Origin of the sequence: Nocardioides sp. (assembly GCF_964228225.1) — a bacterium.
Taxonomy (GTDB): Bacteria; Actinomycetota; Actinomycetes; order Propionibacteriales; family Nocardioidaceae; genus Nocardioides.
On record NZ_CAXQZB010000046.1, the window covers coordinates 21,593 to 46,717 of the forward strand.

At 75.3% G+C, this 25,125-nt stretch carries 28 protein-coding genes; 15 read left to right on the plus strand and 13 right to left on the minus strand.

Annotated elements, in window-relative coordinates; translation table 11 throughout:
- Positions 1-28: 28 nt before the first annotated feature.
- The gene (locus ACERUJ_RS10365) at positions 29-874 is read right to left on the minus strand and encodes a formate dehydrogenase accessory sulfurtransferase FdhD (RefSeq protein WP_370248444.1); all 846 of its coding nucleotides are present in this window, start codon (positions 872-874) and stop codon (positions 29-31) included.
- Positions 871-3,342, minus strand: coding sequence for an aminopeptidase N (pepN, locus tag ACERUJ_RS10370; RefSeq protein ID WP_370248445.1), 2,472 nt, complete (start codon positions 3,340-3,342; stop codon positions 871-873). Before pepN ends, ACERUJ_RS10365 begins: the two co-directional genes overlap by 4 nt.
- A 36-nt stretch (positions 3,343-3,378) precedes the next feature.
- Between pepN and ACERUJ_RS10375 the strand changes: the two genes are divergently transcribed.
- The gene (locus tag ACERUJ_RS10375; RefSeq protein WP_370248446.1) at positions 3,379-3,855 is read left to right on the plus strand and encodes an OsmC family protein; all 477 of its coding nucleotides are present in this window, start codon (positions 3,379-3,381) and stop codon (positions 3,853-3,855) included.
- Between the two features lie 20 nt (positions 3,856-3,875).
- Complete coding sequence (locus tag ACERUJ_RS10380; protein ID WP_370248447.1) at positions 3,876-4,802, plus strand: oxidoreductase; 927 nt, start codon at positions 3,876-3,878, stop codon at positions 4,800-4,802.
- Positions 4,803-4,814: 12 nt separating this feature from the next.
- On the opposite strand, the gene ACERUJ_RS10385 is transcribed toward ACERUJ_RS10380, so the two are convergent.
- Positions 4,815-5,567, minus strand: a complete 753-nt coding sequence (locus ACERUJ_RS10385) for a peptidylprolyl isomerase (protein ID WP_370248448.1) — start codon at positions 5,565-5,567, stop codon at positions 4,815-4,817.
- A 67-nt stretch (positions 5,568-5,634) separates the two neighbouring features.
- Here ACERUJ_RS10385 and ACERUJ_RS10390 point away from each other — a divergent pair, with 67 nt between their 5' ends.
- Positions 5,635-6,057 carry a hypothetical protein gene (locus ACERUJ_RS10390; protein WP_370248449.1) on the plus strand — a complete coding sequence of 141 codons (423 nt, stop codon included), beginning with the start codon at positions 5,635-5,637 and terminating at the stop codon, positions 6,055-6,057.
- A 4-nt stretch (positions 6,058-6,061) separates the two neighbouring features.
- Here the strand turns inward: ACERUJ_RS10390 and ACERUJ_RS10395 are convergent, their stop codons facing one another.
- A complete protein-coding gene (locus ACERUJ_RS10395; protein ID WP_370248450.1) occupies positions 6,062-7,351 on the minus strand; it encodes a competence/damage-inducible protein A in 1,290 nt (429 codons plus the stop codon).
- A 34-nt stretch (positions 7,352-7,385) separates the two neighbouring features.
- Complete coding sequence (locus ACERUJ_RS10400) at positions 7,386-8,135, minus strand: SGNH/GDSL hydrolase family protein (RefSeq protein WP_370248451.1); 750 nt, start codon at positions 8,133-8,135, stop codon at positions 7,386-7,388.
- A 145-nt stretch (positions 8,136-8,280) separates the two neighbouring features.
- On the opposite strand from ACERUJ_RS10400, the gene ACERUJ_RS10405 reads away from it, so the two are divergent.
- Entirely contained in the window at positions 8,281-8,655 is a 375-nt protein-coding gene (locus tag ACERUJ_RS10405; protein WP_370248452.1) for a YccF domain-containing protein, read from the plus strand.
- A complete protein-coding gene (locus tag ACERUJ_RS10410; protein ID WP_370248453.1) occupies positions 8,655-9,176 on the plus strand; it encodes a hypothetical protein in 522 nt (173 codons plus the stop codon). The genes ACERUJ_RS10405 and ACERUJ_RS10410 overlap by 1 nt, the downstream gene beginning before the upstream one ends.
- Here ACERUJ_RS10410 and ACERUJ_RS10415 read toward each other — a convergent pair.
- Positions 9,163-9,726 carry a GNAT family N-acetyltransferase gene (locus tag ACERUJ_RS10415; protein ID WP_370248454.1) on the minus strand — a complete coding sequence of 188 codons (564 nt, stop codon included), beginning with the start codon at positions 9,724-9,726 and terminating at the stop codon, positions 9,163-9,165. The two genes, ACERUJ_RS10410 and ACERUJ_RS10415, sit on opposite strands and share 14 nt — an antisense overlap.
- An 88-nt stretch (positions 9,727-9,814) precedes the next feature.
- On the opposite strand from ACERUJ_RS10415, the gene ACERUJ_RS10420 reads away from it, so the two are divergent.
- A complete protein-coding gene (locus ACERUJ_RS10420; RefSeq protein WP_370248455.1) occupies positions 9,815-10,846 on the plus strand; it encodes an ATP-dependent 6-phosphofructokinase in 1,032 nt (343 codons plus the stop codon).
- A 183-nt stretch (positions 10,847-11,029) separates the two neighbouring features.
- A complete protein-coding gene (locus ACERUJ_RS10425) occupies positions 11,030-11,434 on the plus strand; it encodes a hypothetical protein (protein WP_370248456.1) in 405 nt (134 codons plus the stop codon).
- Positions 11,435-11,785: 351 nt separating this feature from the next.
- Here ACERUJ_RS10425 and ACERUJ_RS10430 read toward each other — a convergent pair whose 3' ends face one another.
- The gene (locus ACERUJ_RS10430; RefSeq protein ID WP_370248457.1) at positions 11,786-13,249 is read right to left on the minus strand and encodes an HNH endonuclease signature motif containing protein; all 1,464 of its coding nucleotides are present in this window, start codon (positions 13,247-13,249) and stop codon (positions 11,786-11,788) included.
- Between the two features lie 154 nt (positions 13,250-13,403).
- Between ACERUJ_RS10430 and ACERUJ_RS10435 the strand changes: the two genes are divergently transcribed.
- A complete protein-coding gene (locus ACERUJ_RS10435) occupies positions 13,404-14,954 on the plus strand; it encodes an MFS transporter (RefSeq protein WP_370248458.1) in 1,551 nt (516 codons plus the stop codon).
- A gap of 270 nt (positions 14,955-15,224) precedes the next feature.
- Here ACERUJ_RS10435 and ACERUJ_RS10440 read toward each other — a convergent pair whose 3' ends face one another.
- Positions 15,225-15,569, minus strand: coding sequence for a VOC family protein (locus tag ACERUJ_RS10440; protein WP_370248459.1), 345 nt, complete (start codon positions 15,567-15,569; stop codon positions 15,225-15,227).
- 103 nt (positions 15,570-15,672) lie between these two features.
- On the opposite strand from ACERUJ_RS10440, the gene ACERUJ_RS10445 reads away from it, so the two are divergent.
- Entirely contained in the window at positions 15,673-16,188 is a 516-nt protein-coding gene (locus ACERUJ_RS10445; protein WP_370248460.1) for a hypothetical protein, read from the plus strand.
- 120 nt (positions 16,189-16,308) lie between these two features.
- Here the strand turns inward: ACERUJ_RS10445 and ACERUJ_RS10450 are convergent, their stop codons facing one another.
- The 4 genes from ACERUJ_RS10450 to ACERUJ_RS10465 are packed head-to-tail and all read right to left on the minus strand — an operon-like array spanning position 16,309 to position 19,448.
- On the minus strand, positions 16,309-16,863 hold the full coding sequence (locus ACERUJ_RS10450) for a TOPRIM nucleotidyl transferase/hydrolase domain-containing protein (RefSeq protein WP_370248461.1): 555 nt from the start codon (positions 16,861-16,863) through the stop codon (positions 16,309-16,311).
- A gap of 4 nt (positions 16,864-16,867) precedes the next feature.
- On the minus strand, positions 16,868-17,785 hold the full coding sequence (gene mmuM, locus ACERUJ_RS10455) for a homocysteine S-methyltransferase (RefSeq protein WP_370248462.1): 918 nt from the start codon (positions 17,783-17,785) through the stop codon (positions 16,868-16,870).
- Between the two features lie 20 nt (positions 17,786-17,805).
- Positions 17,806-18,570, minus strand: coding sequence for a hypothetical protein (locus tag ACERUJ_RS10460; protein ID WP_370248463.1), 765 nt, complete (start codon positions 18,568-18,570; stop codon positions 17,806-17,808).
- Positions 18,567-19,448, minus strand: a complete 882-nt coding sequence (locus tag ACERUJ_RS10465) for an aldo/keto reductase (RefSeq protein ID WP_370248464.1) — start codon at positions 19,446-19,448, stop codon at positions 18,567-18,569. The genes ACERUJ_RS10460 and ACERUJ_RS10465 overlap by 4 nt, the downstream gene beginning before the upstream one ends.
- Positions 19,449-19,510: 62 nt before the next feature.
- Here ACERUJ_RS10465 and ACERUJ_RS10470 point away from each other — a divergent pair, with 62 nt between their 5' ends.
- Positions 19,511-19,990, plus strand: a complete 480-nt coding sequence (locus ACERUJ_RS10470) for a GyrI-like domain-containing protein (RefSeq protein ID WP_370248465.1) — start codon at positions 19,511-19,513, stop codon at positions 19,988-19,990.
- A gap of 71 nt (positions 19,991-20,061) precedes the next feature.
- Here the strand turns inward: ACERUJ_RS10470 and ACERUJ_RS10475 are convergent, their stop codons facing one another.
- Entirely contained in the window at positions 20,062-20,205 is a 144-nt protein-coding gene (locus ACERUJ_RS10475) for a hypothetical protein (protein WP_372715305.1), read from the minus strand.
- A gap of 203 nt (positions 20,206-20,408) precedes the next feature.
- On the opposite strand from ACERUJ_RS10475, the gene ACERUJ_RS10480 reads away from it, so the two are divergent.
- From ACERUJ_RS10480 to ACERUJ_RS10500, 5 genes are all read left to right on the plus strand, one after another.
- Positions 20,409-21,239 carry an NAD(P)-dependent oxidoreductase gene (locus ACERUJ_RS10480; RefSeq protein WP_370248467.1) on the plus strand — a complete coding sequence of 277 codons (831 nt, stop codon included), beginning with the start codon at positions 20,409-20,411 and terminating at the stop codon, positions 21,237-21,239.
- Between the two features lie 158 nt (positions 21,240-21,397).
- Positions 21,398-23,023 (plus strand): alkaline phosphatase, encoded by a 1,626-nt coding sequence (locus tag ACERUJ_RS10485; protein WP_370248468.1) that lies wholly within the window; start codon positions 21,398-21,400, stop codon positions 23,021-23,023.
- 25 nt (positions 23,024-23,048) lie between these two features.
- Positions 23,049-23,726 (plus strand): HNH endonuclease family protein, encoded by a 678-nt coding sequence (locus tag ACERUJ_RS10490; RefSeq protein WP_370248469.1) that lies wholly within the window; start codon positions 23,049-23,051, stop codon positions 23,724-23,726.
- 88 nt (positions 23,727-23,814) lie between these two features.
- Positions 23,815-24,606, plus strand: coding sequence for an Fpg/Nei family DNA glycosylase (locus ACERUJ_RS10495; protein ID WP_370248470.1), 792 nt, complete (start codon positions 23,815-23,817; stop codon positions 24,604-24,606).
- Positions 24,607-24,635: 29 nt separating this feature from the next.
- Entirely contained in the window at positions 24,636-25,088 is a 453-nt protein-coding gene (locus ACERUJ_RS10500; protein WP_370248471.1) for a hypothetical protein, read from the plus strand.
- The last annotated feature ends 37 nt before the right edge of the window (positions 25,089-25,125 follow it).

Sequence of the window (25,125 nt, forward strand, 5' to 3'; positions counted from 1 at the left end):
GTCCGACAGTCCGGGACGCGGCACGCCGTCAGTGGTAGCGCACGGTCCGATCAGGGCCGGTGAAGCCGAACAGCGCGAGCCCGGCCGAGCGCGCCAGGTCGACCGCCAGGCTCGTCGGCGCGCCCACGGCGACCAGGCTGCCCACGCCCACGGCGACGGCCTTCTGCACCAGCTCGAACCCGGCCCGACCGCTCACCACCAGGTAGGCCGCCCCCGGCTCCTCGCCGGCCAGCAGCCGCGCCCCGCACACCTTGTCGACGGCGTTGTGCCGGCCCACGTCCTCGCGCACCACGAGCAGCCGGCCCGCCGCGTCGGCGAGACCGGCGGCGTGCACGCCCCCGGTGCGGTCGAAGAGCCGCTGCCCGGCCCGCAGCGCCTGCGGCAGCCCGCGGACGACGGTGGGGTCGGGCGCGGGGTGGGCGGGGGCACCGGGAGCGGGAGCGGGCCGCAGCGCCGACTCGATGCTGTCGCGACCGCACACGCCGCACGCCGAGGACCCGGCGCTGAGGGCGTCGTGCTGGTGCGGGCGCCGCAGCGGCGGGTGCGCGAGGGTGACGGTGACGACGTTGAACTCCTGCTCCGGGCGCAGCGTCGCGTCGGTGCAGTAGGCGACCCGCTCGACCCCGCCCTCGGTGAGTCCCTCGTGGCGGCACCAGCCCGCGGCGAGCTCGAAGTCGTGCCCGGGGGTGCGCATCGTCAGCCACACGCGCTCGGCCGGCGCGCCGGGCCAGGCGAGCCGGATCTCCAGCGGCTCCTCGGTGATGACCCGGTCCTCGCGCCGGGCCGGCGCCTGCTCGGTGGTGCCGGCACGGTGCTCGACCACGCGGACCCGGGCGGTGGGCCCGGGACGCCGGGCCAGGTCGCCCCCGGTCATGCCCGCCGTCCGTCGGGGAAGCGGTCGCGGGTGCGGAGCACGCGGTCGAGGTCGTCGAGACGGTCGGCCACGCGCCGTGCGACGGCCGGCTCCACGACCCCGGGGGCCAGCAGCCCGCGCAGGGCGGCGACGTCGTCGGGGTGGCGGGCCGCGCCCGGGAAGAAGGCGTCGGCGGCGTCGGCGAGCACCCAGCCCGAGCGCACGGCGCTGGTGCCCGGGAGGTCGGCGACGTACCGGGCCAGGTAGGGGCGGGTGAGGTCGGTGAGGCCGGCGCTCCACAGGCCGCCACCGGCCGCGGTGAGTTCGTAGTTCGACACCTCCACCGCGCCGGTGAAGCAGTCCCAGGCCCAGGCCTTGGCCGCGGCGTCGGGCAGGCCCGCCCGGGCCCGGGCGTGGCTCACCTGGGCGACGGTGGCGGGCTCGGCGGCCAGGGCCGCGTCGAGGTCGGCCAGGTCGACGTCGCCGAGGTCGGCCCGCCGGACGAGCAGGCGCCAGCGCAGGTCGAGGTCGACCTCCAGCCCCGGCGGCGGCGCCTCCTGCCAGGCCCGGAGGACCGCGGCGTCGGTGCCGGTGCGGATCGCGGCGCGGAACGCCGAGAGCTGCTCCTCCGAGCCGGGGTCGGCGTCGGCCAGGGCGACGCGCGCCGCGGCGTGCAGTCGGGGGAGGGCGTCCGGCACCAGCGGCGCGACCTCGCCCAGCAGCCAGCCCAGCGTGCGGCGCGGGGTGTCCTCGGTGTCGGCCACGGGGAAGGCCGCCTCGGCGACGGCCAGGACCTCGGCGGGCGCGACCTCGCCGGCGGCGTAGCCGGAGCGGATGTTGTTCCAGATCGCCGCCAGCCGTCGGGCGTCCGGGCCGGCCGCGACGACCGCCGGGAGTGCCGCCATCGTCGCTGCGTCCGGGACGGCCACCACCCAGGTGCGCTCCTGCGGATCGAGCACCACCGCGGCCTCGGGCGCCGCCGCGAGCGCGGCGGTGGGCCCGTCGAGGTCGACCGCGGTGCGGCTCCAGCCGCCCCCGTCCTCGCCCCCGTCCTCGCGCACGTCGACGTCGAGCGCGTGGCGGCGCGGGCTCGGCGCGCCGTCGGGGCCGACGAGTCGAAGGACGCCCGCCGCGCGGTCGTGCCGCAGCTCGTCGACACCGGCCTGCAGCAGCCACGGCCCGACCAGGTCGGGGAGCGTCGTCGCCCCGGCGCGGGTCCAGGAGTCGACCAGGTCGGCGAGGGTGGCGTTGCCGAACCGGTGGCGGGTGAAGTGGTCGCGCGCCCCGGCGAAGAACACCTCGTCACCCATCGCGGCGCACCACTGCTTGAGGATGCTGGAGCCCTTGGCGTAGGAGATGCCGTCGAAGTTCTGCAGCGCGCTCACGGCGTCCTCGGCGCCGTTGCCGGCCACCGGGTGGGTGGAGGGGCGCTGGTCGGCCCGCAGGCCCCACTGCCGGCGGTCCCAGGAGTCGTGGGTCCAGGCGTCGTCGTACCGGGTGACATCGGCGGTGACGCGCTTGCCGAGGTACTCGGCGAAGGACTCGTTGAGCCACAGGTCGTCCCACCAGCGGGGCGTGGTGAGGTTGCCGAACCACTGGTGCGCCATCTCGTGCGCCACCGTCGTGGCGCGCTGGATGCGCAGCCCGCGGGTGACCCGGCTCTGGAAGACCAGGGTGTCGCGGAAGGTCACGCACCCGGGGTTCTCCATCGCCCCGGCGTTGAACTCCGGCACGAACGCCTGGTGGTAGTCCCCGAAGGGGTAGCGGATGCCGAAGAGGCGGTGCATCTCGTCGAAGCACTGGCGGGTGAGGGTGAACAGCTCCTCCGCGTCGGCGTCGAGGGCCGCCGCGAGGCTGCGCCGGGCGCTCAGACCCAGGCCGATGCCGTCGTGCTCCTCGCGCAGCACGTGGTACGGACCGGCCACCAGGGTCGTGAAGTAGGTCGACAGCGGCGCGGTCGGGCCGATCTCCCAGCGGCCCTCGCCGAGCTCGCGGGCCGGGGCGTTGCCGACCACGACCCAGTCCGGGGGCGCCGTGACCCGCACCGTGTAGGGGGCCTTGAGATCGGGCTGGTCGAAGCAGGCGAACACGGTGGGCGCGGCGTCCATGAACGACATGCCGTACACGTAGTCGCGGCCGTCGGCGGGATCGGTGGAGCGGTGCAGTCCCTCGCCGTCGCGCCGGAACGGCATCGTGGCGTGCACGCGCACCTCGTGCTCGCCCTCGGGCAGGTCGAGGGGGAACCGGCCGCCGTCGAGCAGCCCCACGTCCAGCGCCACGCCGTCCAGGTGCACCGCGTGCAGCGCCACCGGCTTGACGTCGAGGAACGTGCGCCCGCCGGCGCTGTGCAGCCGGATGACGGTGCGCGACCCGAAGGTGCGCGCGTCGCCCGCGAGGTCGAGGTCGAGGTCGTAGGACTCCAGGCGCAGCAGCGCGGCACGCGCCACCGCCTCGGACCGGAGCAGGCTGCGGGCTGAGGACACACTCACCCGCCCACCCTAGGCATGTCCTGTCAGGCTCGGGGGGTGAGCCCCGACCTGTCCTCGGCCCCCGGCCCGACGCCGTCCGACCGCCGTGCGGTGACCCTCGAGCGCACCGGTCCCGGCGCGTTCCGGCTGCGCAACGCGCGCGGCGGCGTGCTGGACGTCGGCACGGGACCCGACGACTTCAGCCCCGTGGAGCTGCTGCTGGCCGCCCTGGCCGGGTGCGCGGCGGTGAACATCGAGGAGATCACCTCCCGGCGCGCGCAGCCGACGTCGTTCGCGATCACCGCCTCGGGACGTCCGGTCCGCGACGCGGAGGGCGGTCGGCTGGAGGACCTCGTGGTCGACCTCGCCGCCGCCTTCGGCCCTGGGGAGGCGGGCGACGCGGCGCGGGCGATCCTCGCGCGGACCGTGCGCCAGACCCACGAGCGGATCTGTACGGTGTCGCGCACGGTGGAGCGCGGCACCCCGGTGGACTACCGGATCGACGGCGCGCCGCCGTTGGACCCGACCGGCTGACGTCCCCAGGAGGACCACCGATGGCACGCCCGACCCGCCCGTCCCGTGTCCGGCCCTGGCGCGTCGTGCCCGACCAGCAGGGCCGTCGGATCGTGGTGACCGGGGCCAACAGCGGTGTGGGCCTGGCCACGGCGGCGGCCCTGGCCCGGGCGGGCGGCGACGTCGTGCTGGCCTGCCGCAGCCCCGAGCGGGGGGAGCAGGCGCTCGCGGGACTTGGCCTGCCCGCCGAGGTGCGGGCGCGCACGCAGGTGCGGGCGCTGGACCTGTCCTCCCTGGCGTCGGTGGCGTCGTTCGCGCAGGAGGTGGCCGCCGACGGCGGCTGCGACGTGGTCGTCAACAACGCCGGGATCATGGCGGTGCCGTTCGGGCGCAGCGCCGACGGTGTGGAGCTGCAGCTGGCCACGAACCACCTGGGCCACTTCGCGCTGACGCTGCGTCTGCTGCCGGTGCTGCGCGACCGGGTGGTGGTGGTGTCCTCCCAGGCGCACCGCCAGGGGGTGCTCGACCTCGACGACCTCGACTGGACCCGCCGCGGCTACCAGCCCTTCGGCGCGTACGCGGCCTCGAAGCTGGCCAACCTGCTGTTCCTGGGCGAGCTGCAGCGCCGGCTCACCGCGAGCGGCTCCCGGCTGCGGGCGGTCGGGGCCCACCCGGGGACGACGGCGAGCGGGATCACCGGCCACACCGGGAACGGCCTGCTCAGCCGGGTCGGTGCCTGGGGGCACCGGCTGGTCGGCATGGCCCCGGACCAGGGCGCGCTGCCGCAGCTCTACGCCGCCACGATGGACGTGCCGGGCAACACCTACCTCGGCCCGCACGCGCTCGGCGAGATGCGGGGCTGGCCCGTGCCCGTCGGCCGCGCCCAGGCGGCGCTGGACCCCGACCTCGCCCGCCGGTTGTGGTCGTGGTCGGAGGAGCGCAGCGGACTGCGCTTCCCCGACCGCTGAGGCGCGGGCCGCTCAGCCCTGGATGTCGACGAACCCGATCTGCACGGGGGTCAGCGGCGTGCCGTCGCCGGGGCCGTTGCTGTCGTCGACGCCACCCTCGGCGATGCCCCGCACGACCTCGAGACCGGCCTCGTCGATGGTGCCGAAGACGTTGTAGAGCGGCTTGAGGGTGGTGTCCTCGTAGACGATGAAGAACTGTGAGCCGTTGGTGTCCGGGCCGGCGTTCGCCATCGCCAGGGTGCCGGCGGGGTAGGTCGCGAAGCCGGAGGCGTCGGCCGCGGGCGCACCGTCCAGCTCGTCGGCGAAGGAGTAGCCGGGGCCACCGAACCCGGTGCCGCTGGGATCGCCGCACTGGAGCACGCCGAAGCCGGGCGCGGTGGTGAGGCGGTGGCACGGGGTGTCGTCGAAGTAGCCCTGGCTGGCCAGGGAGGTGAAGGAGTTCACCGTGCAGGGCGCGACGGCGGCGTCGAGGGTGATCGGGATGTCGCCGGCGTCGGTCTCGATCACGGCGGCGACGTCGCCGGAGTAGGCGGCTGTGGCGGCCGGCGGGTCCGCGGGGCGCGCGGCGGGGGAGGTGGGGTCCTCGGTGTAGGTGCAGGGGGCGCCGGCCGGGTCCTCCGGCTGCGGGGCGTGGGTGCGCTCCGCGGCGGGGGCATCGACGCCGGAGCCGGCGGTGGGCTCGTCGTCGCCGCAGCCCGCGAGGGCGAGGGCGGTGCCGAGGGCGAGCAGGCTGGCCACCAGGCGGGCGGCGGGACGTCGCGTCATGGCGGCATCGTAGGCAGTCCCCGCGTCCGGCGGGCGGGCGGTGGGGTGGTGTGGCACGCTTCGGCGCATGTCCGATGCGCCCGAACCCCTCGTCCCGGCCCCGCTCATCGCCTCCGGCCCCTACGAGGGCTGGTCGCGCTACGCCGACCGGGCGCGCTCGCCCGAGGGTCGTACGGTCTTCTTCCGCGGCCCCGGATTCAACTGCGGCGACTGCGGCGTCAACACCCACGACGAGCAGGAGCAGTTCATGCTGCTCCCGGCGGTGTGGGCACAGGCCACCGAGCAGCCCGTGAACGACGCCGGCCCCCTGGCTCCGAACGAGGCGGGCTGCCTGATGCTGTGCGTGGGGTGCGCCGAGGCACGGCTGGGCCGCGAGCTCACGCCCGACGACTTCAACTGGGCGGTGCCGCTGAACCGGCTCGCCACCTACTCCGCGCGGCTGATGAACCGGATGGGGGACTGGTCCAACAGCCTCGACGCCGCCACCTGATCCGCTACTGCAGCGCCTGGCGCACCAGGTGCAGCGCGGCGACGACGGTGCGTCGCCGGATGAGCTCGCGGGTGCCGCCCAGCCGCAGCTCCCGGTGGTGCACCCGCCCCTCGACGTCGACGGCGACGTGCACGAGGCCGACCGGTTTGTCCGCGGTGCCGCCTCCGGGTCCGGCCACCCCGGTGATCCCGACACCGACCGTGGTGCCGAGCCGGGCGCGGGCGCCCGCGGCCATCCCCTGGGCGACCTCGCGGCTCACCGCGCCGAGACGCTCGATGAGCTCGGCCGGGACGCCGACCTCCGCGGTCTTGGCCTCGTTGGCGTACGTGACGAACCCGCCGAGCAGGTAGGCCGAGGACCCGGGCCGGTCGGCCAGCCGGCCGGCGAGGAGCCCGGCGGTGCACGACTCCGCCGTGGCGATGGTGGCCGCGCGGGCGAGCAGCAGCTCGGCCACGACGTCGTCCAGACGGCGGCCGTCGTCGCTGAACACCTGCGCGCCGAAGCGGGTGTGGAGGAAGTCGAGGAGGCCGGCGTAGGCCGCAGCGGCGTCGGGGGCGTAGCGGGTGACGATCTCCAGCTCACCGTCGCGCACGCAGGTGGTGACCTCCAGCCCGGCGTCGGCGAGCGGGCCGTGGGTGTCCTCGTGGTCGCGGAGGGCGGCGGCGAGCTCTGCTTCGGGCGGACCCCAGATGCGCACCTCGGACTGGCGCAGCTCGACGGCGCGCGCCAGCACCGCCCGCACGGCGGGGACGGCGACGGCGTCGGTCCACATCGGTCGCAGCTCGCTGGGCGGTCCGGGCAGCACGACCACGGGTGCGCCCGGTCCGGGCACCACCAGCCCGGGGGCGGTCCCGACGGGCTCCAGGACGGCCGCGTCGTCGGGCACCATCGCCTGCTTGCGGATGCCCGCCGCGGCGGCCGCGCCGGGCGGCGCCCAGCCGCGCTGGGCGTGCAGCCCGGCCACGATGGCGGCGATGCGGGCCTCGAGATCGGGGTCCAGCCGCAGCGCGCGGCCCTGCACCTCGGCGACCACCGCGGTGGTGAGGTCGTCGGCCGTGGGGCCGAGCCCCCCGGTGGTGAGCACGAGGTCGTGGTCGGCGAGCTGGAAGCGCAACGCCGACGCGAGATCCTCCGGACGGTCGCCGACCACGACGATCCGACCGACGTCGACCCCCAGCCCGCGCAGCGCCTCGGCGAGCCAGGGACCGTTGCGGTCGGTCACCCGTCCGGTGAGCACCTCGGTGCCGGTGACGACGATGCCGGCCCGCACGGGGCTCGCGACGGGGAGGGCCATGCAGCGATCGTAGGCGGGCGCGACCGGGCGCTCGTCACCCCTCGGCGGGCTGCAGCCCGGTGGCGTCGAGCACCCGCTGCAGCACCGGTGCGAAGGCGCGGGCGAGGGCGCCGTACCCGAGGTCGTTGGGGTGGAACCGGTCGGCCGCGGTCATGCCGCGCCAGGAGTCGGGACCGGCGGTGCGGAAGTCGACCAGGTGCAGCCGGCCGGCCGCCGCGGCGTCGTCGAGGTGGCGGTTGGCGGCCTGGGCGGGGCCGCGGGGGTGGGGGAGGGTGCCGGCACCCGCACCCCGCGGCAGCCGCTCGACCAGGGTGCGCATGCGCTCCGGCAGCGCGCGGCGGTGCGCGCGCCCGCCGACGAGGTCGTTGGTGCCGGCGAGCACGGTGACCAGGCGCGGTTCGACCGGGAGGTGGTCGAGCAGCGGCACCTGCTGGGCCAGCACGTCGTCGACGCGGGCACCGGTGGCGGAGAGGTTGACCACGAGCAGGTCGTGGCCGACGGCGCGCATCTGGTCCGCGACCTGGCCCACCCACCCCCGGGCGGGGGAGGAGGCCCCCACCCCCTGCCCGAGGGAGTCGCCGAGCACGACCCACAGGCCGAGCCGGCCGGTGCCGCCGGCGTGGGTGCGGGTGAGGACCTCGCGGTTCTGGGCGGCCCAGAAGTCAGCGTAGGGCGCCACCTGGCCGTAGACCTCGCGCACCCCGCTCCACACCCGCCCCGCGGCGCGCACCAACGGTCCCGGCCCCCGGCCGGTCCGGTTGTCGTAGCGCAGCAGCGGCTCCATGTCCCCAGTCTGGTCCGACGGCGGGGGTTCCATGCCACCCCCGCACGGATTGGTCCCGGTCCGAGGCCGATTCGAGACGGTCGGCGCCCGCGCCCTGCCCCGTCCGGGCCAGACCGGCTGGCAGACCGGCTGGCACACTGGCCCGATGCGGACCGTCCTCAACGTCGTGTGGCTCGTGCTCTGCGGGGCCTGGATGGCGTTCGGCTACGCCGTGGCCGGCGTGATCTGCTGCCTGCTGGTGATCACGATCCCGTTCGGCATCGCCTCCTTCCGGATCGCGCTGTACGCGCTGTGGCCCTTCGGGCGCACGGCGCGGGTGCGCAGCGACGCGGGCGCCGGCTCGGCGATCGGCAACGTGGTGTGGCTGGTGGTTGCCGGCTGGTGGTTGGCCCTGGGGCACCTGGTCACCGGCGTGGCGCTGTGCCTGACGGTCATCGGCATCCCGCTGGGGGTCGGGAGCTTCAAGATGATCCCGCTCTCGCTGCTGCCGCTGGGTCGCGAGATCGTGGACGTGGCCTGATGGCGATCCTGCACCGGGCGACCATCCGGCCCTCCAAGCTCGAGTGCCTCGCCCTGCTGCTGGGCACCGACCCCGCCGCCCTCGAGATCCGCGGGGCGTACCGGTTCGACGACCCGGCCGGCGAGGTCGGTCTCGAGGGCTTCGTCGTCGCGACGCCCGCGGGTGATCGTCACGCGGTGCTCACCTACCGTGGGGCGCCCCTGGCGGACGTCGTCGAGGTCACCACCATGGAGCACAGCGTGCTCGGCCCGCGCTGGATCTACGACGCCGGGCTCGACCCGGTCGGGCGGAACGTGTTCGCCGCCGCGCTCGCCGGTGACCTCGCCCAGGCGGCGGAGGAGATCCACGACGGCGACACCGTGGTCGGCACCCGCGAGCCGTCGGCGCGGGTGGCGGTGCTCGGCACCCCGGCACCGGGACCGGTCCGGGTCCTGCGCGAGCTCCGGGCCCCGGTCGAGGGCGACACCGGTCTGGTGGTCTCGTGGGACCGCGGCCGCGGACTCGCCGTCACCACCGGCTGAACCGGCCGTCCTCCTCGCCCAGCAGCAGGCCGTAGACGGCGACGTCGTGACGCTCCTCGCCCACGGGGGTCGCGGAGCGCAGCACGCCCTCCAGCGCGAACCCCAGTCGTTCCGCCACCGCGCGGCTGCGCCGGTTGTCCACCGAGGCGCGGATCTCGGCGCGGACGATCTCGGGATCGGGCCGCAACCGGTCCAGCACGCGGTGGGCCGCGCGGGTCACGAGGCCGCGACCCTCGGCGTCGGCGTCGATCCAGTACCCGATGGCCGCGGTACCCAGGAGGCGGTCGAGGGTCGCGCCGATCGCCCCGACGATGACGCCGTCCTGGAGGATCACCAGCGGCAGTCGGCGGCCGTCGATCCAGTCCTGCACGCCCACGCGCGTGAAGGCGCGGCCGCCCTCGATCGTCTGCTCGCCGTGGGCCCAGCCCTCCCAGCGTCGCAGCCGGTCGAGGTTGCGCAGGGTCAGCTCGTGCACGGGGCGCACGGTGGCGAGATCGCGCAGGCCCAGGGCCGCGCCGTCGCCGAGGTCGTGGAGCAGGAAGGGGGTCACGCCGCCGTGCTTCCCGCCGCGCCGGTCGGCAAACCGGACGCGGGCTGTGACCGTCCGTCCCTCACGATGGATGCGTGAGGATGGACCCATGAGGATCGGACTGCTCACCAGCGGCGGCGACTGCCCCGGGCTGAACGCCGTGATCCGCGGCGCGGTGCTCCACGGCATCAAGAGCTTCGACGACGAGTTCGTCGGCTTCCAGCGCGGCTGGCGCGGACTGCTCGACGGCGATGCCGTGCCGCTCACGCGGACCGAGGTGCGCGGCCTGGCCAAGGAGGGCGGCACGATCCTCGGCACCTCCCGCACCAACCCGATCGAGGCGCCCGGCGGGGGAGTGGAGACGGTGCGGCGGGTGCTGGACGATCACGGCGTCGATGCGGTGATCGCGATCGGCGGTGAGGGCAGCCTCGCGGGGGCGAAGCGGCTCAGCGACGCCGGCCTGCCGATCGTGGGGGTGCCCAAGACGATCGACAACGACCTGCGCGGCACCGACTACACCTTCGGCTTCGACACCGCGGTGCAGATCGCGACCGACGCCATGGACCGGCTGCGCACGACCGGCCAGTCGCACCGGCGCTGCATGGTGGCGGAGGTGATGGGCCGCCACGCGGGCTGGATCGCGCTGCACTCGGGCATGTCGGCCGGCGCCCACGCCGTCCTGATCCCGGAGCAGCGGGTGCCGATGAGCGAGCTGTTCACCTGGGTGCGGGAGGTGCACGAGCGCGGTGTCGCCCCGCTGGTCGTGGTCGCGGAGGGCTTCCTGCCCGAGGGGTTCGACGAGGAGTTCGCCGGCGGCGGGTTCCAGGAGGACGGTCGGCCGCGGCTCGGGGGCGTGGGGGAGTACCTCGCCGCCCAGATCGCCGAGGGCGCCGGCGTCGACACCCGCTACGCGATCCTGGGCCACGTGCAGCGGGGCGGCGCCCCGACCGGGTTCGACCGGGTCCTGGCGACCCGGTTCGGCATGGCCGCCGTCGACCTCGTGCGCGCCGGCGGGTGGGGGCGGATGGTGGCCCTGCACGGCACCGAGATCGTCCCGGTCGACTTCACCGAGGCCCTCGGCGGCCTGAAGACGGTGCCGCAGCACCGGTGGGACCAGGCCCGCGCCCTGTTCGGTCGCTGAGCCCAGCCGGATCGGGTACCCGTACTCAGGCGCATCGCGTCGGGCCGGACGAGGCTGGGGGAGTCCCGTTCCTCGTCGAGAGGCCCCACCGTGTCGTCCTCGCTGTCGCCCGTCCGCGCTGCCCTCCCGGCGTCCGTCCCTCCGTCGCCGGCACGGATCGCCCTCGGTGCGGTCGGTGTCCTGGTGCTGCAGCTGTTGCTCGTCCTGCTCGCGGCGGTCCTCGAGACGACCCCCGGCGACGGCGGGATCGACTTCGGGTTGACCGGGTTCCTCGTGCTGCTGTGGCTGTACGGCGGCTGGGCGGTCCACGGCGTTCTCGTCGGTGCGCCGCTGGTGGTGGCATCGCTCGCCCGGCGTCACCCTCGGACGTCGTGGTGGGCGGCCGCGGCCGGACTCGGCGCGGCGACGCTGCTGCAGCTCGCTCTGGTCGTGCTGGTCGCGGTGGAGTCTGGGCCCTACGTCGCCGTCAGCCCGCCCTCCTACGCCGTCGCCCTCGGCATGGCCTCCGTGATCCCCGCGCTCGCGGCAGGACTCCTGTGGCGCCGCCTGATGCTGAGCCGGCCGACCCGTCGCGGCGCGGGCGGCTGAGGTGGGTGCCGCGCCGACCCGATCGCGTCAGGACCGGGGCATCGTCGTCTGTCTGGCCGCCGGCGGTCTCGCCGTCGTGCACGTGCTGCTCCTCGTGCTCGCCGAGCGGCGGGAACCCGATCCGTCCGGGTTCGGTTGGTGCCGCTCGCCGGGGGAGGTGTTCGACACCTGCCTGGTGGCGCCGCTGGCGTTCCCGGCACTGGCCTGGACCTGGACGGGCTGGCTTCTGGTCCCCCTCCTCACCCTGCTGCCGGCGTGGCGGGTGCGGCGCGGGACGACGTGGGCGCCCTGGATCGCCGTCGGTGGTGTCGGTGTCCTGGGAGTCGCGGCGGTGGCCGATCCGGTGCGTCTCTACGCCGAGGATCCCGGCCTGGGGGCGCTGCCGACCACGTTCGTCGCCCTGACGCTGGCCGCCGGCGCCGTGCCGGTCGTGGGCGCGGTGTTGCTGGTGGGCTGGTGGAGGCGTCGGGTGCCCCCGGGTGACGTCAGGTAGGACTGCCCGTGCGGTGTGGTCCACCGCACGACGCCCGGGCTGAGCACTTCCGCCCGGTAGCCGTGATGGGTCTTCAACCGGTGGTGATGTCGGCACAGCGCCATCAGGTTGGCGCTCGAGGTGGGCCCGCCGTGGGCGTGGGGTTCGACGTGGTCGAGGTCGCACCGGCCGGCCGCGATCTCGCAGTGGGGGAAGCGGCAGGTGCGGTCCCGCAGGCGGATCTGCCGGGCCAGGGACTCGCTGGGCCGGTACCCGCTCTCGACCACGACGGCGCCGAGGTCGACCACCGGGCGGACCACTACGTGGGTGCGCGGCCGACCGCACCAGGCGGCCGCGAGGTCGCCGAGCATCGCCTGGAGCGAGCGACCGGATCCGATGCCGGCGTGCACCACGGGATCGGTCCCGGCGAGGGCCTCCGGTGTCGCGTGCACGACCAGTTCGACCCGCCGGGGCGTGGTGACCTCGTCCGGATCGGCCCCGGCCAGGAGCGCCGCGGCCGCTGCTGGGTCGGCGAGCAGGCCGAGGGCACGGGCCCGTCGGTATCCCCTCGACGCGCCGGCGGGCACGCTGTCGTCGGCGTCGGGCAGCAGGTCGGCGAGGGTGTCGAGCGTACGGTCGAGGTCGTCGAACTCGGCGTACTCGCCCTGGGCGGTGAGCTCGACCAGTCCGCTGTCGCCGAGGCGGTGACCGTGGACGGTGACGTGCAGCGCGTCCAGTCGCTCCAGCGAGGCGGCTTCGACGTGGTCGGGGTACAACGCGATCATCGTGGCCTGGATGAGGTTGCCCAGGCTGATCGGACCGATCGTGGCGAGCCGTGCGGAGGCGTCGAGGTCGACCGCGCGGGCGACGTCGTCGGGGGCGCCCGCGATGGCGACCGCCACGCGCCGCGCCCGCCAGGGGTCGACCTCGCCGGCGAGCAGCACCCGCCAGCAGCGGGGGAGTCGGTGCACCAGGGTGAGGGCGTCGCGCAGGAGCGAGGTCGCGGCGGCACGGCCCAGGTCGGCGGCCGTCGCGAACCCGGTGACGGCGTCCTCGCTCATCGGCGGGAGACCGGCCCACGACGGCGAGTCGGGTGTCTCCTCCGGCTCCAGACCCACGAAGTGGGCGGCCAGTGCGTCGTCGGACACCGACGCCGTCGGCCGGGGCTCACCGGTGCGGGGATCGAGGTCCGGATGGGCCTCCGCCCACGCCACCGCGAGGAGCAGGAGGTCGACCTCGGCCGTGCGCGCGACCTGTCGCCGCTCGGCGATCCGGGCGGCGAGCTCGGTCGTCGTCACCGGGGCAGGAACGGGCCCACCGTCGACGACCGGGTCCGAGATCATGAAACCACTCTATGCGAACACATGTTCGAACACCAGGGCGGATCCACACCACGCCCGCGTCGCGCCCGCGGGGGTGGGTCTCAGCGGGGCGACACCCCGTCACACTGGCGCCGCGGGTCGTGATGGCGCAGGCACGGACGAGGGAGGCGCACCGATGGGGACCACCGGACGAGAGGAGGGTCCCGAGGACGACGCGCGTCGGGACGAAGGGGTTGGTGAGGGCGCCCTCGCCCTGAGCAGTCGGCGCGGGCGCTGGCTGCTCACGGTCGCGGTGCTGGGCTCGGCGGTGGCGCAGATCGAGGCGACGGTGGTGAACATCGCCCTGCCGGCGATCGGGAGCGACCTCGACGCCGACGTCGCCGCCCTGCAGTGGGTGCTCAACGGCTACCTGCTCAGCCTGGCCGGCCTCGTGCTGCTCGGGGGGTCACTGGGGGACCGGCTCGGTCGCCGGCGTGTCTTCGTCCTCGGCGTGGCGCTCTTCACGCTCACCTCGGCCCTGTGCGCCGCGGCGCCGAACGTCGAGACCCTCGTGGCGGCGCGGGTGCTGCAGGGTGTCGGTGCCGCACTGCTGACCCCGGGGAGCCTGGCGCTGCTCGAGAGCCTGCTGCGTCCCGAGGACCGGGCCCGGGCGATCGGTGCGTGGTCCGCACTCGGAGGCGTCGCAGCGGCGCTCGGTCCACTGCTGGGCGGTTGGCTGGTGGAGTACTCCTGGCGGTGGGTCTTCCTGGTGCCGGTGCCGCTGGGGCTGCTGGTCGTGGTCGTCGGCACGACGCGCATCCCCGAATCGCGCGACCCGGGGGCCTCGGGTCGACTGGACGCGGTCGGCGCGGTTCTGGCCACCGCCGGACTCGGACTCCTCACCTTCGCCCTGATCAGCGCCTCGGACGGCGATCGGGCCGCGGTGGGTGTCGCCGTCGTCGTCGGGATGCTGGCCCTCGTCGGCTTCTGGCGCTACGAGTCGCGGCACCGTGATCCGATGCTCGACCCGACCCTGTTCGCCTCGCGCACCTTCACCGTCGCCAACCTGCTCACCTTCGCCGTGTATGCCGGCCTGGGCGGGGTGTTCTTCCTGTTCGTGGTCTTCCTGCAGACGACGATGGGCTACACCCCGCTGCAGGCAGGGTCGGCGTCGCTGCCGATCACGGTGCTCATGCTCGTGCTCTCGGCGCGCGCGGGCGCGGTGACCACGCGCCTCGGCCCACGGCTGCCGCTGACGGTGGGCGCCGTCCTCATCGCGGCGGGCATGCTGCTGCTGAGCGCGATCGACCCGGGGGAGCGGTACCTCACCTCGGTCCTGCCCGCCGTGGTCGTGCTGGGCCTGGGGCTCGCCAGCACGGTCGCGCCGGTCACGGCCACCGTCCTCGGCGCCGTGGAGGACCGGCACGCCGGCATGGCCTCGGGCATCAACAACGCCGTCGCCCGCACCGCCCAGCTCGCGGCGGTCGCGGCACTGCCGCTCGTCGTCGGACTCACCGGCGACGCCTACGACGATCCCGTCGCCCTCGCCACCGGCTTCGAGCGCGCCATGTGGATCACCGCCGCCCTGGCCCTCGTGGGCGCCGTCCTCGCGGCCGTGGGTCTCCCGCCGGGGCCCTCGTCGCCGCCTCCCGGACCCGTCGCCACCGATCGGAGCGCCGACGACGCGACGCATCTGAGCTGCGGCGTCGCAGGACCACCCGTACGGCCCACCCGCCGGCGACACTGAGCCCCGTGTGACCAGGAATGCTTCGCCGAGGTTCTCGACCGCGATCCGTGGATGGGGCGGGACGACCTGGGGGACCTGATGACGGGTCCGACCGGCGCCATCATCTGACATAATGTCACTTATCGGCATCATGTCCGCTAGGTAGTGCACGCACCGCGGTCCGCCGGAGAGCACGAGGACGTCGGCTCCTTCGCCGCACGCCGCCACATGCAGGCTCACGCCGTCATCGGCGGCGACGATGATCGAATCCGCACGGCACTCGCTGGTGGGTCAGGCGTCGCGGCACACGTCGACCACGAGTCGACCCGGACCGCGAAGGTAGGCCGCTTCGGTGCCCCAATCGGTCCTGAGGGGCCCCGCGAGCAGTTCGGCGCCCGCTGCGACGGCGCGGTCCACGGCCGCGTCGACGTCGTCGACGTGGTGATGAAGGATCACGCCGTCGAGTTGGCCCCACGGGACCATGGCGTCCCGTGACAGCATCACCCTGAGGCCCCCCGCGTCCAGCTCGCCGAAGTTCGGGTCGGCCGCCACGACACGCCACCCGTAGGCCTCGGACAGCATCCGCGTTGCCGCCGGGACGTCGTCCACCTGAAGATCGATTGCTTGAACCGTCATGCCCGAGCCCTTCGTCTGACCTTGTGGGCACGGTAGCGAATCGGACCGCGCAGCGCGGTCCTCGCGAACGCCTGGGTTTGGGACACTGTGCAATGCTTATTACATGATTACAAATGAGCAGCAAGAGCGGATCGCGGGCTGGTTCTCCGGCCGCGTGCCCGCGCAGTGGCAACCCGTCGACGTCACGGTCGACAAGGAGGAGATCACGATCGTCCTCACCACCCCCGACGTCGAGCTGGCCGACGACGCCACCGACGCGGTGCGCGCCGAGGCCCGGGCGGGACGCGCGTCGGCGTTCCGTGAGGAGACGCGCGAGCAGCGCATGGAGATCGCGCGCGAGGCGCAGCACCGCTACGAGCGCAAGGTCTCCTGGGGCCTGGCGATCGGCGACCAGCGGGTGCTGTGGACCCACGTGTCGGCACCGGTGATGACCCGGTTGCGCCAGCCCGAGCGTCGGGTGCTCGACACCCTCGTCGACGCCGGCGTGGCCCGGTCGCGAAGCGACGCGCTCGCGTGGTGCGTGCGTCTGGTCGGCCAGCACGAGGGCGACTGGATCACGCGGCTGCGCGAGGCCATGGACTCGGTCGCCCAGGTGCGCTCCGAGGGTCCCGCGGCCTGAGACGCCGGCCGAGCGGCCCCCGGGCCGGACCGGGCGACGTCAGGACGGCGTCTCCCGGTCCGGCTTGCGCCACACCGAGACGTGGTCGGTGCTGGCTTCCCGCGGCGGCGGTGCGCCGGGCTACAGCGCCAGGACCTCCCACAACGGCGACGGGACGGCGTCGAGCTCGACGGCGTCGGCCAGGATCCGGGCGTAGCGCGCCTTGTTGCCCGACCGGGCCGACAGGAACCGCCGGAACTGGCGGTGCTGGTCCCAGGCGCGCAGCGCCGGCTGGTGCTGCAGCCGGCGGAACGAGGCGAGGTCGCCGTGGACCTCCAGCAGCTGCAGCATCACCCGACCGCCGACGGCGCGCAGCAGCTCGTCCTCGAGATCCTCCTCGCAGGCGAAGAACCCCAGCTCCTCCAGTCGCCACCGGTCCTCCACCGCGCCGAGCCCGGCCGCCTCGAGGGCCGACCTGACATAACGCTCTTCGGGCACGTCGTAGAGGCCGCGCAGGTTCAGGCCGCGCCGTGCCGGCAGCGTCTCCACCAGGAAGCGGCGCAGGTTGGTGATCCCCCCGAGCTCGACGATCTCCACGCCCTCCGCAACGAGGTCCCGGCCGAGCCGGGCCGCCAGCGTCTCGAGGGCCACGCGGTCGCTGGCCCCCTCGACCACGAGCAGCGGCGCCGACGCCATCGGCTCAGGCCCCGCTCCCCCGGCGCACCTGCGCCGCGAGCGCCGTCACCTCCGCCGGACCCACCCGGCAGCAGCCGCCCACCCGGCGCGCGCCCTGGGCGATCCAGCCGTCCACGGCCTCGGCGGTGAACGCCGACTCACCCTCCCAGGCTCGGGCGACGGCGTCCCAGGTCTGGCCGCCGTTGGGGTAGACCACCGCCGGGCCCGTCCCGACGGCGGCGAGGGCGGCGGCGACGTCCTCGGGCGGGGTGCAGTTGACCCCGACGGCCACGATCTCGGCGACGTCGGCGGCCATCGCGACCGCCTCGGTCAGCGGCTCGCCGCGCCGCGTCCGACCCCCGGGCGCGGCCGAGAGCGAGAGCCACGCGGGCACCCCGGTGCCGTCCAGTTCCGCCAGCACCGCCTCGACCTCCGCGAGGCACGGGACGGTCTCCACCGCCAGCAGATCGGCCCCCTCCCCCACGCATCCGCCGAGCACGTCGAGCCGAGGTCGGTGGAAGCGCCGCAACGCGGCGACGTCGACGTCGTAGTCGCCGCGGTACTCCGAGCCGTCGGCGAGCATCGCGCCGTACGGGCCCACCGAGGCCGCCACCCAGCCCTGCGGTGCCACCTCGTCGCGCGCCCGCGCGGCCAGTGCGACGCTGCGCCGCAGCAGCTGCTCGACCTCGGCCGCGCTCGTGCCGACGGCGGCGAAGCCCTCGGCGCTGACCTGGTACGACGCCGTCGTGGCGACCTCCGCGCCGGCCCGGAAGAACTCGGCGTGCGCCGCGACGATCGCCTCGGGGTCGTCGGCCAGCAGCCGCGCCGACCACAGCGCCGAGCTCAGGTCGTGGCCGTGCTGTTCGAGCAGCGTCGCGAGGCCGCCGTCGAGCACGACGGGGCGCGCGCCGGCGGTGTCCGCGAGCGAGGGGCGGGGCGTCATGGCCCCATCCTGCCGCGCGCTCAGGCGCGGCGGCGACGCCCGAGGATCATCGCCGCCGCCACGAGCGCGAGCACGATCATCAGCCCGCCCAGGCCCCGGGCGGTCCACAGCAGCGCCTCGGAGTGCACGATCGCGCCCTCACGTGCGCCCCAGAGCGGCCCGAAGGACGGACGACGTCGCTCGGGCTGGTCGTAGGCCAGGGCCACGGCGACCGCGAACGGCAGGACCAGCAGGTAGGCGACGATCAGCAGCGTCGCGATCGCCGGCGCCGGGCCGGCGGGTCGACGGCCCTCGCGCGGGCGCCAGGTGCGCACGAGCACGACCACCGGGACCGCGACCAGCAGGGCCGCCAGGAACCCCAACAGTCCCGCGAATCCCTGCAGGACCGGCAGCCCCAGCCACGCCGCGATGCCCGCGCCCGCCGGGAGTCCGTCCACGGCCACCGCCGCCGCCACACCGAGCGCGGTCGCCGCCAGGTAGGCCGCGGTGAGGGCCACGACACCCCATCCGGGTCGCGGCCAGGACATCGGCACCCGCAGCTGCTCGCCGCCACGGGTCCACGGCAGCGACCAGTCGCCCAGAGCCGGCGCGTGCACCGCGAGCCACGTGAGCCAGACGACGACCGCGAGAGCGGCGACGCCGGCCTGGCCCGCGATCCACCACGTCACCGACAGCGTGGATCCCGCGCCGTCCTCGCTCACCCGGCCCAGCAGGGCGGCGTCGAGCAGGGCGCTCGCCATGATCACGGCCGCGAGCAGGACGCGCGCGGCCCGGGGCTCGCTCACCCGTCGAGGCGGGCCAGTTCGGCCGGGGTGAGCTCGAGGTCGGCGGCCGCGGCGGAGTCGAGGATCGAGCCCGGCCGCTTCGCGCCGGGGATCGGGATGACGCACGGCGACTGCGCGATCTCCCAGGCCAGGGCGACCTGCTGCGGCGAGACGCCCCGCTCGGCGGCCACGGCGGCGAACGCGGGATGGTGCTCGCCGAGGGTCTTGGCGTCGCCCAGCCCGCCGAGCGGGCTCCACGCGAGGAAGGCCAGCCCCAGCTCCTCGCACACCTCGATCTCGGGTGCGCTGGACCGGAAGGCCGGGGAGAACTGGTTCTGCACGCTCACCAGGGCGCTGCCGAGCACCTCGTGGGCGAGCCGGATCTGGGCCGGGTCGGCGTTCGACAGACCGACCCTCCGCACCAGCCCGGCGTCGTGGACCTCCCGGAGGGTGGCGAGGACGTCCTCGTAGGGGACCGCCGGGTCGGGACGGTGGTGCTGCCACAGGTCGATGACGTCGACCCCGAGCCGGCGCCTGCTGGCCTCAACGGCGGCGAGCAGGTGCTCGCGCGAGGAGTCCAGACCCCAGCCGCCGCCCTCGGTGCGCACGTGGCCCGCCTTCGTGGCGAGCAGCACCCGGTCGCGGACACCGAGCTCGTCGAGCAGCGAGGCGATCAGCTCCTCGTTCGCGCCCTGCGCGGCGGCCCCGCGCTCCTCCCCCGGCCCGTAGGCGTCGGCGGTGTCCAGGAGCGTGACTCCGGCCTCCAACGCGGCGCGCAGCGTGTCGAGCAGCTGCTCCCGGGGCTGGGAGCCGGTCTGGTCGAAGGTCATCAGGCCCAGACCGATGACTCCGACGTGCGTGGTGCCGGTGGCGGCGTTGCCGATCGTGCGAGTCTGCATGCACTCCCTCCTACCCGCCCCACCCCCGATGAGTCCCGACGTGCCGAGGAGTCGATGCGACCATGACCACACCCCTGCCGCCCGGCGGCCCCTGGGACGCGCCCACCACGCTCGAGCTGCCCCGCGATGCGGGGCCCGTCGCCGTCCTGGCCTTCACCGGCGTCGGCTTCGCCGATCTCGGACGGTGCTTCGACGACGGCTTCTCCCGGCTCGCCGCGCTGGGGCCGACCGGTCCGGGCTACGCCGTGTACACCGGCGAGGTCGGACCGGGGACCACCTTCGACCTCACGATCGGCTTCCCGGTGCGCGAGGGGACCGTCCTGCCCGAGGACGCCGACGGGATCAGCCTGACCGTCCTCCCCGCGGGACCCGCCCTGGCGCTGACGCACCACGGTGGATTCGAGGGCCTCGGTGGCTCGTGGGCACGGCTCACCGACGTGGCCGGCGCGGCCCGGGTCCGGGGGATGCTGGAGGTCTACACCACCGACCCCAGCGTCACCGCCGAGCCCGACCTGCGCACCGACCTGTTCCTCCTGCTCTGAGGGTCCCCGGACTGCCCTGAGGGTCCCCGGGACCCGGCCCGCCGCAGCGGACCGGGCCCCGGGGGCGCGTCTCAGCCGGCGCGGCGCCGGAACATCCGCTGCGCCCCGGACGCCTCGGCCCGGTGCGGTGCCCGCACCTTGCCGCCCCGGCGTGCCGTGCCCTGCGGCCGGCCCTGCCCGCGCTGCTCGAGGGCATCGCGGAACTGCTGCCTCATGCGGTCCTGATCGGTCATGCGCCACCTCCGTCCGGCCGGTCCCCCGGCCTGTCGGTCCTTGCTCGGATCGGTCCCGCCACGCGGCGGGAGGGGCCCCACGAGCACCGTGCCACGACCTCCCGACCGACGCCACCGGGTTTCCGCCACCCCGATCGGCGACCCCGGCCCGCCACCCGCATCGGCCATGACGCAGGGTGGAGGGCATGACCACCGTTCCCCTGACCCTGCTCGGACTCGGCCGGATGGGAGTGCCGATGGCGCACCGCCTCGCCGCGGAGGGCTGGTCGGTCACCGCGTGGAACCGCACGCCGCGGGACCTGCCGGACGCCGAGGGCCGCCTCACGGTCGAGACCGACCTCGCCGCCGCCCTCCAGGACGCCGAGATCGTGCTGCTCGCCCTCTTCGACGCCGCGGCCTGCGAGGAGGTGCTCGCCCTCGCCCGACCCCACCTGCGACCCGGCGCCCTCGTCGTCAACACCGCCACGGTCGGCCCCCAGGAGGCCGCCGCCCTCGCGGCCGCGGGCGGAGCCGACTACGTGCACGCGCCCGTCGTCGGCTCGGTGCCGCAGGTCGAGGCCGGGTCGTTGGTGGTGCTGGCCGCGGGCCCGCGGGTCGAGGAGGCCCGGGTCCCGCTCGCCGCGCTCGGTGAGGTGCGGGTGCAGCCCGATGCGACCACCGCCGCGGGACTGAAGCTCGTCGCCAACGCCAGCATCGGCACCGCCCTGCTCGCCCTGCGCGACACCCTCACCCAGGCCCGTGCCCTCGACCTTCCGGACGCCGAGGTGCTGGACGTGCTCTCGGTCGGGCTGCTCGGGACCCTCGTGACCCGCAAGCGGCCGTTCCTGGAGGGCGCCGACCTGCCCGCCCAGTTCACCCTCGGCGCCCTCGCCAAGGACCTGCGCCTGCTCGACGACGCCACCCCGGTCGCCTTCACCGCCGCAGCGCGCATCGCCGCCCACCTGACCGATCCCGCCGTCGGCCCCGACGCCGACATCGCCGCCGCCGTGACGGCACCCGACCCGACTGGGAGCTGATCGAGCCTGGAGGTGATCGGGCCAGGAGCTGACCCGGGCCGTTCACCGACCCGCCACCGCGGCGTCGGGCCGAGGTCGGCCCAGGTCGTCCTGGGCGCACCAGCGTGGCTTCCGGAGCCCGGTCCCGGGCTCCGTGGACCTCACCTCGGGAGCCCCTCGTGTCCGACCCCTCCTCCGTCCCTTCCTCCGGCCCCTCGTCCGGCCCGTCGTCCGGCCTGGTCGTCCGCCCCCGCCGTCGCACCGTGCTCACCGGCGCCGCCGTCGTCGGCGGGGTGGGCTCGCTGACGCTGCTCGGCGTCCCCGCACCCGCCGGCGCCCAGCCGCTGCCCGACCCGTTCACGCTCGGCGTGGCCTCGGGCGACCCGCTGCCCGACTCGGTGGTGCTCTGGACCCGGCTCGCCCCCGCCCCACTGGCCGCCGACGGGCGCGGCGGCATGCCCGACCGCGACGTCCCGGTGCTGTGGGAGCTGGCCGGCGACGAGCGGTTCCGCCGGGTCGAGCGCCGCGGCCTCGCCGTCGCGCGCAGCGCGGCCGCCCACAGCGTGCACGTCGAGGTCGGCGGGCTGCGACCGGGCCGGGAGTACTGGTACCGCTTCCGCACCGGTCGGCACCTCTCGCGGGTCGGGGCCACCCGGACCGCCCCGGCGCCGGGCGCGCGCGTCGCGGCCCTGACCTTCGGCGCCGTGTCGTGCTCGCAGTTCGAGCACGGCTTCTTCACCGCCTACCGCCACCTCGCCGACGAGCGACCGGAGGTGGTGTTCCACCTGGGTGACTACCAGTACGAGTACCGGGCCGGCGACTACACGGTCCCCGGCGGCAACGTGCGCGACCACGAGGGACCCGAGACCGTCGACCTCGCCGGCTACCGCCAGCGCCACGCGCAGTACAAGACCGATGCCGACCTGCAGGAGCTGCACGCCGTGGCGCCGTGGTCGGTGATCTTCGACGACCACGAGGTCGACAACAACTGGGCCGGCGCGATCCCCGAGCGCCCCGCCGAGAGCGCGGGCTTCCTCGCCCGGCGGGCCGCGGCGTTCCAGGCCTACTACGAGAACATGCCGCTGCGGCGCGCCTCGATCCCCCGCGGCCCCGACCTGCAGGCTTACCGCCGCTTCGGCTGGGGCTCCCTGGCCACGGTGCACCTGCTCGACACCCGGCAGTACCGCGACGACCAGGCCTGCGGCGACACCGTGGCGATCGGCTGCACCGACGCCCTCGACCCCGCCCGCAGCCTGTGCGGTCCCGCCCAGGAGCGCTGGCTGCTCGACGGGCTCGCCGCGTCCCCGGCCCGCTGGCAACTGCTCGCCCAGCAGGTCTTCTTCTCCCGCCGCGACTTCGCCGCCGGACCGAACGTGGCCCTGAGCATGGACGGCTGGGACGGCTACGCCGCCAACCGCGACCGGCTGCTGCGCGGCATCGAGGAGCGCGACGTGCGCGACGTCGTGGTGCTCACCGGCGACGTCCACCGCCACTACGCCGGCACCGTGCTGGCCGACTTCGACGACCCGGACTCCCGCCCCCTCGCCACCGAGCTGGTCACGACCTCGGTGACCAGCGGCGGCGACGGCACCGACCGCTCCGAGGCCACCGACCGCCAGCTGGTGGAGAACCCGTGGCTGGCCTTCGCCAACAGCCAGCGCGGCTACCTCAGCGCCACCCTCACCGAGTCCGACCTCACCGCCCGGTTCCGGGTGCTGCCCTACGTCCTCCGCCCCGGGGCGCCCGTGTCGACCCGCGCGACCTTCGTCGTGGAGTCGGGCGACCCGACCCTGCACCCCGCCTGACCCGCCCTGCCCGAGGAGATCCACCATGACCCGCGCCCTCACCGACCGCCGCGGACCGATCGTCGTCGCGGTCGTCACCGCCCTGATCGCCGTCTCCACCGTCCTCTCCCCGCCGGCCGCGCGTGCGGCGTCGTTCAGCGGGAGCCTCGCCGCGGCGGTCGCCGCGCTCCCCGTCGCCGCAGAGTCCAACAGCGGCTACGACCGCGCCCTGTTCCCCCACTGGATCGACGCCGATCGGGACTGCCAGTCCGCCCGCGCGGAGGTGCTGATCAGCGAGGCCGTGCCCGGGACGCCGCTGACCTTCACCAGCAGCGGGAACTGCACGGTGGCGACCGGACGCTGGTCGTCCTACTACGACCGCGCCACCTGGACCGCGGCCGCGGACGTCGACATCGACCACCTGGTGCCGCTCGCCGAGGCCTGGGGCTCCGGTGCCCGCACGTGGACCACCGCGCGCCGCCAGGCGTTCGCCAACGACCTCGCCGACCCCCGCACCCTCGTGGCGGTGACCGACTCCGTGAACCAGGCCAAGGGCGACCAGGACCCCGCCACCTGGCTGCCGACCTACGACCGGTGCCGCTACGTCGCCGAATGGGTCGCCGTGAAGCTGCGCTGGGACCTGGCGGTGGACCCCGCCGAGCGCAGCGTGCTCCAGCAGTACGCCGGACAGTGCACGGTGACGGTCACCGTCACCGGGGCCTGACACTCGCCCCGGGTCCGCCCCGGGGCCGGACGTCCGGGATCGCCCTGCGGGTGTGCTCGCACCCCGCGGGGCGGCCCAGGATCGGGACGTGCCTGAAGGTCATACCCTGCATCGCTTCGCCCAGCGCCACGGCCGGATCCTCGACGGCCACCGGGTGGGGGTGAGCAGCCCGCAGGGGCGCTTCGCCGAGGGCGCGGCGCGCATCGACGGCGCCGTCGTCGAGCGCACCGAGGCCTACGGCAAGCACCTGTTCCACCGCATCGAGGACCACTGGCTGCACATCCACCTCGGCCTGTTCGGCAAGTTCCGCGACGGCCCGCTCCCGGCCCCGGAACCCCGCGGCGCGCTCCGCCTGCGGATGACCACCGAGGACCACTGGATCGACCTGCGCGGACCCACCGCCTGCGAGCTCCTGGTCGACGACGAGCGCGCCGCGCTGCTCGCCCGTCTCGGCCCGGACCCGCTGCGACGCGACGCCGACCCCGACGCCGTGCTCGCCCGGCTCGCGCGCAGCCGCGCCCCCATCGCCACCCTGCTCATGGACCAGTCCGTGGTGGCCGGGATCGGCAACGTGTACCGCGCCGAGATCCTGTTCCGGCACCGGATCGACCCCTACTCCCCCGGCCGCGACCTCGACGCCGGCGTGTTCGCCCTGCTGTGGGCCGACCTGGTGACGCTCATGCGCGCGGGCGTGCGCTCGGGCCGCATCGTCACCACCGATCCCGCCGACCGCGAGCACCCCAGCGGCCGTGTGCGGCGCGGCGAGGCCCACTACGTCTACCGGCGCACCGGCCTGCCGTGCCGACGGTGCGGGACCCCGATCGCCACTGCGGTGATCGCGGCCCGCAACCTGTTCTGGTGTCCGGCCTGTCAGGCCTGAGCCCGCGACGCGGGGGCTAGCCTGGGCCGGTGACCCCCGAGCCCCGCCCCCGCCCCGGCGCGTCGGCGGTGGAGGCGCTGGGTCTCCTCGCGCCGCTGCTCGGGCTCGCCGGGCGCGCGCTGCGTCGTGCCGCGACGGGCCGGCTGGGCCGCGCCGAGCGGGAGGCGTGGCAGCGCCTGCTCGAGGTGGTCGCCGCCTTCCGCGAGGGGCTCGCCTCCGGCGCGGAAGCGCCCACCGCGGGCCACTCCTCCGGCACGTCCGACACGGTCCCGGAGGACGACGGGGACGCCGCGGGCCACGCTGATCCGGTGGACCCGGTGGACCCGGTGGACCCGGCGTCGGTGATGGCGCTGATGGCGGCCCTGGACGCGCTGGCGGTGGCGATGGTCGCCACGGGCCGTCCCGATCGTGCGGAGGCCGCCGAGACGGCCGCCCGGGTGCGCGACGCGCTGCGGACTCGGCTCATCGGGTCGACCTCGTAGTCCTTCGGGGCCACGGACCCCTCATTCCGGGCACGCA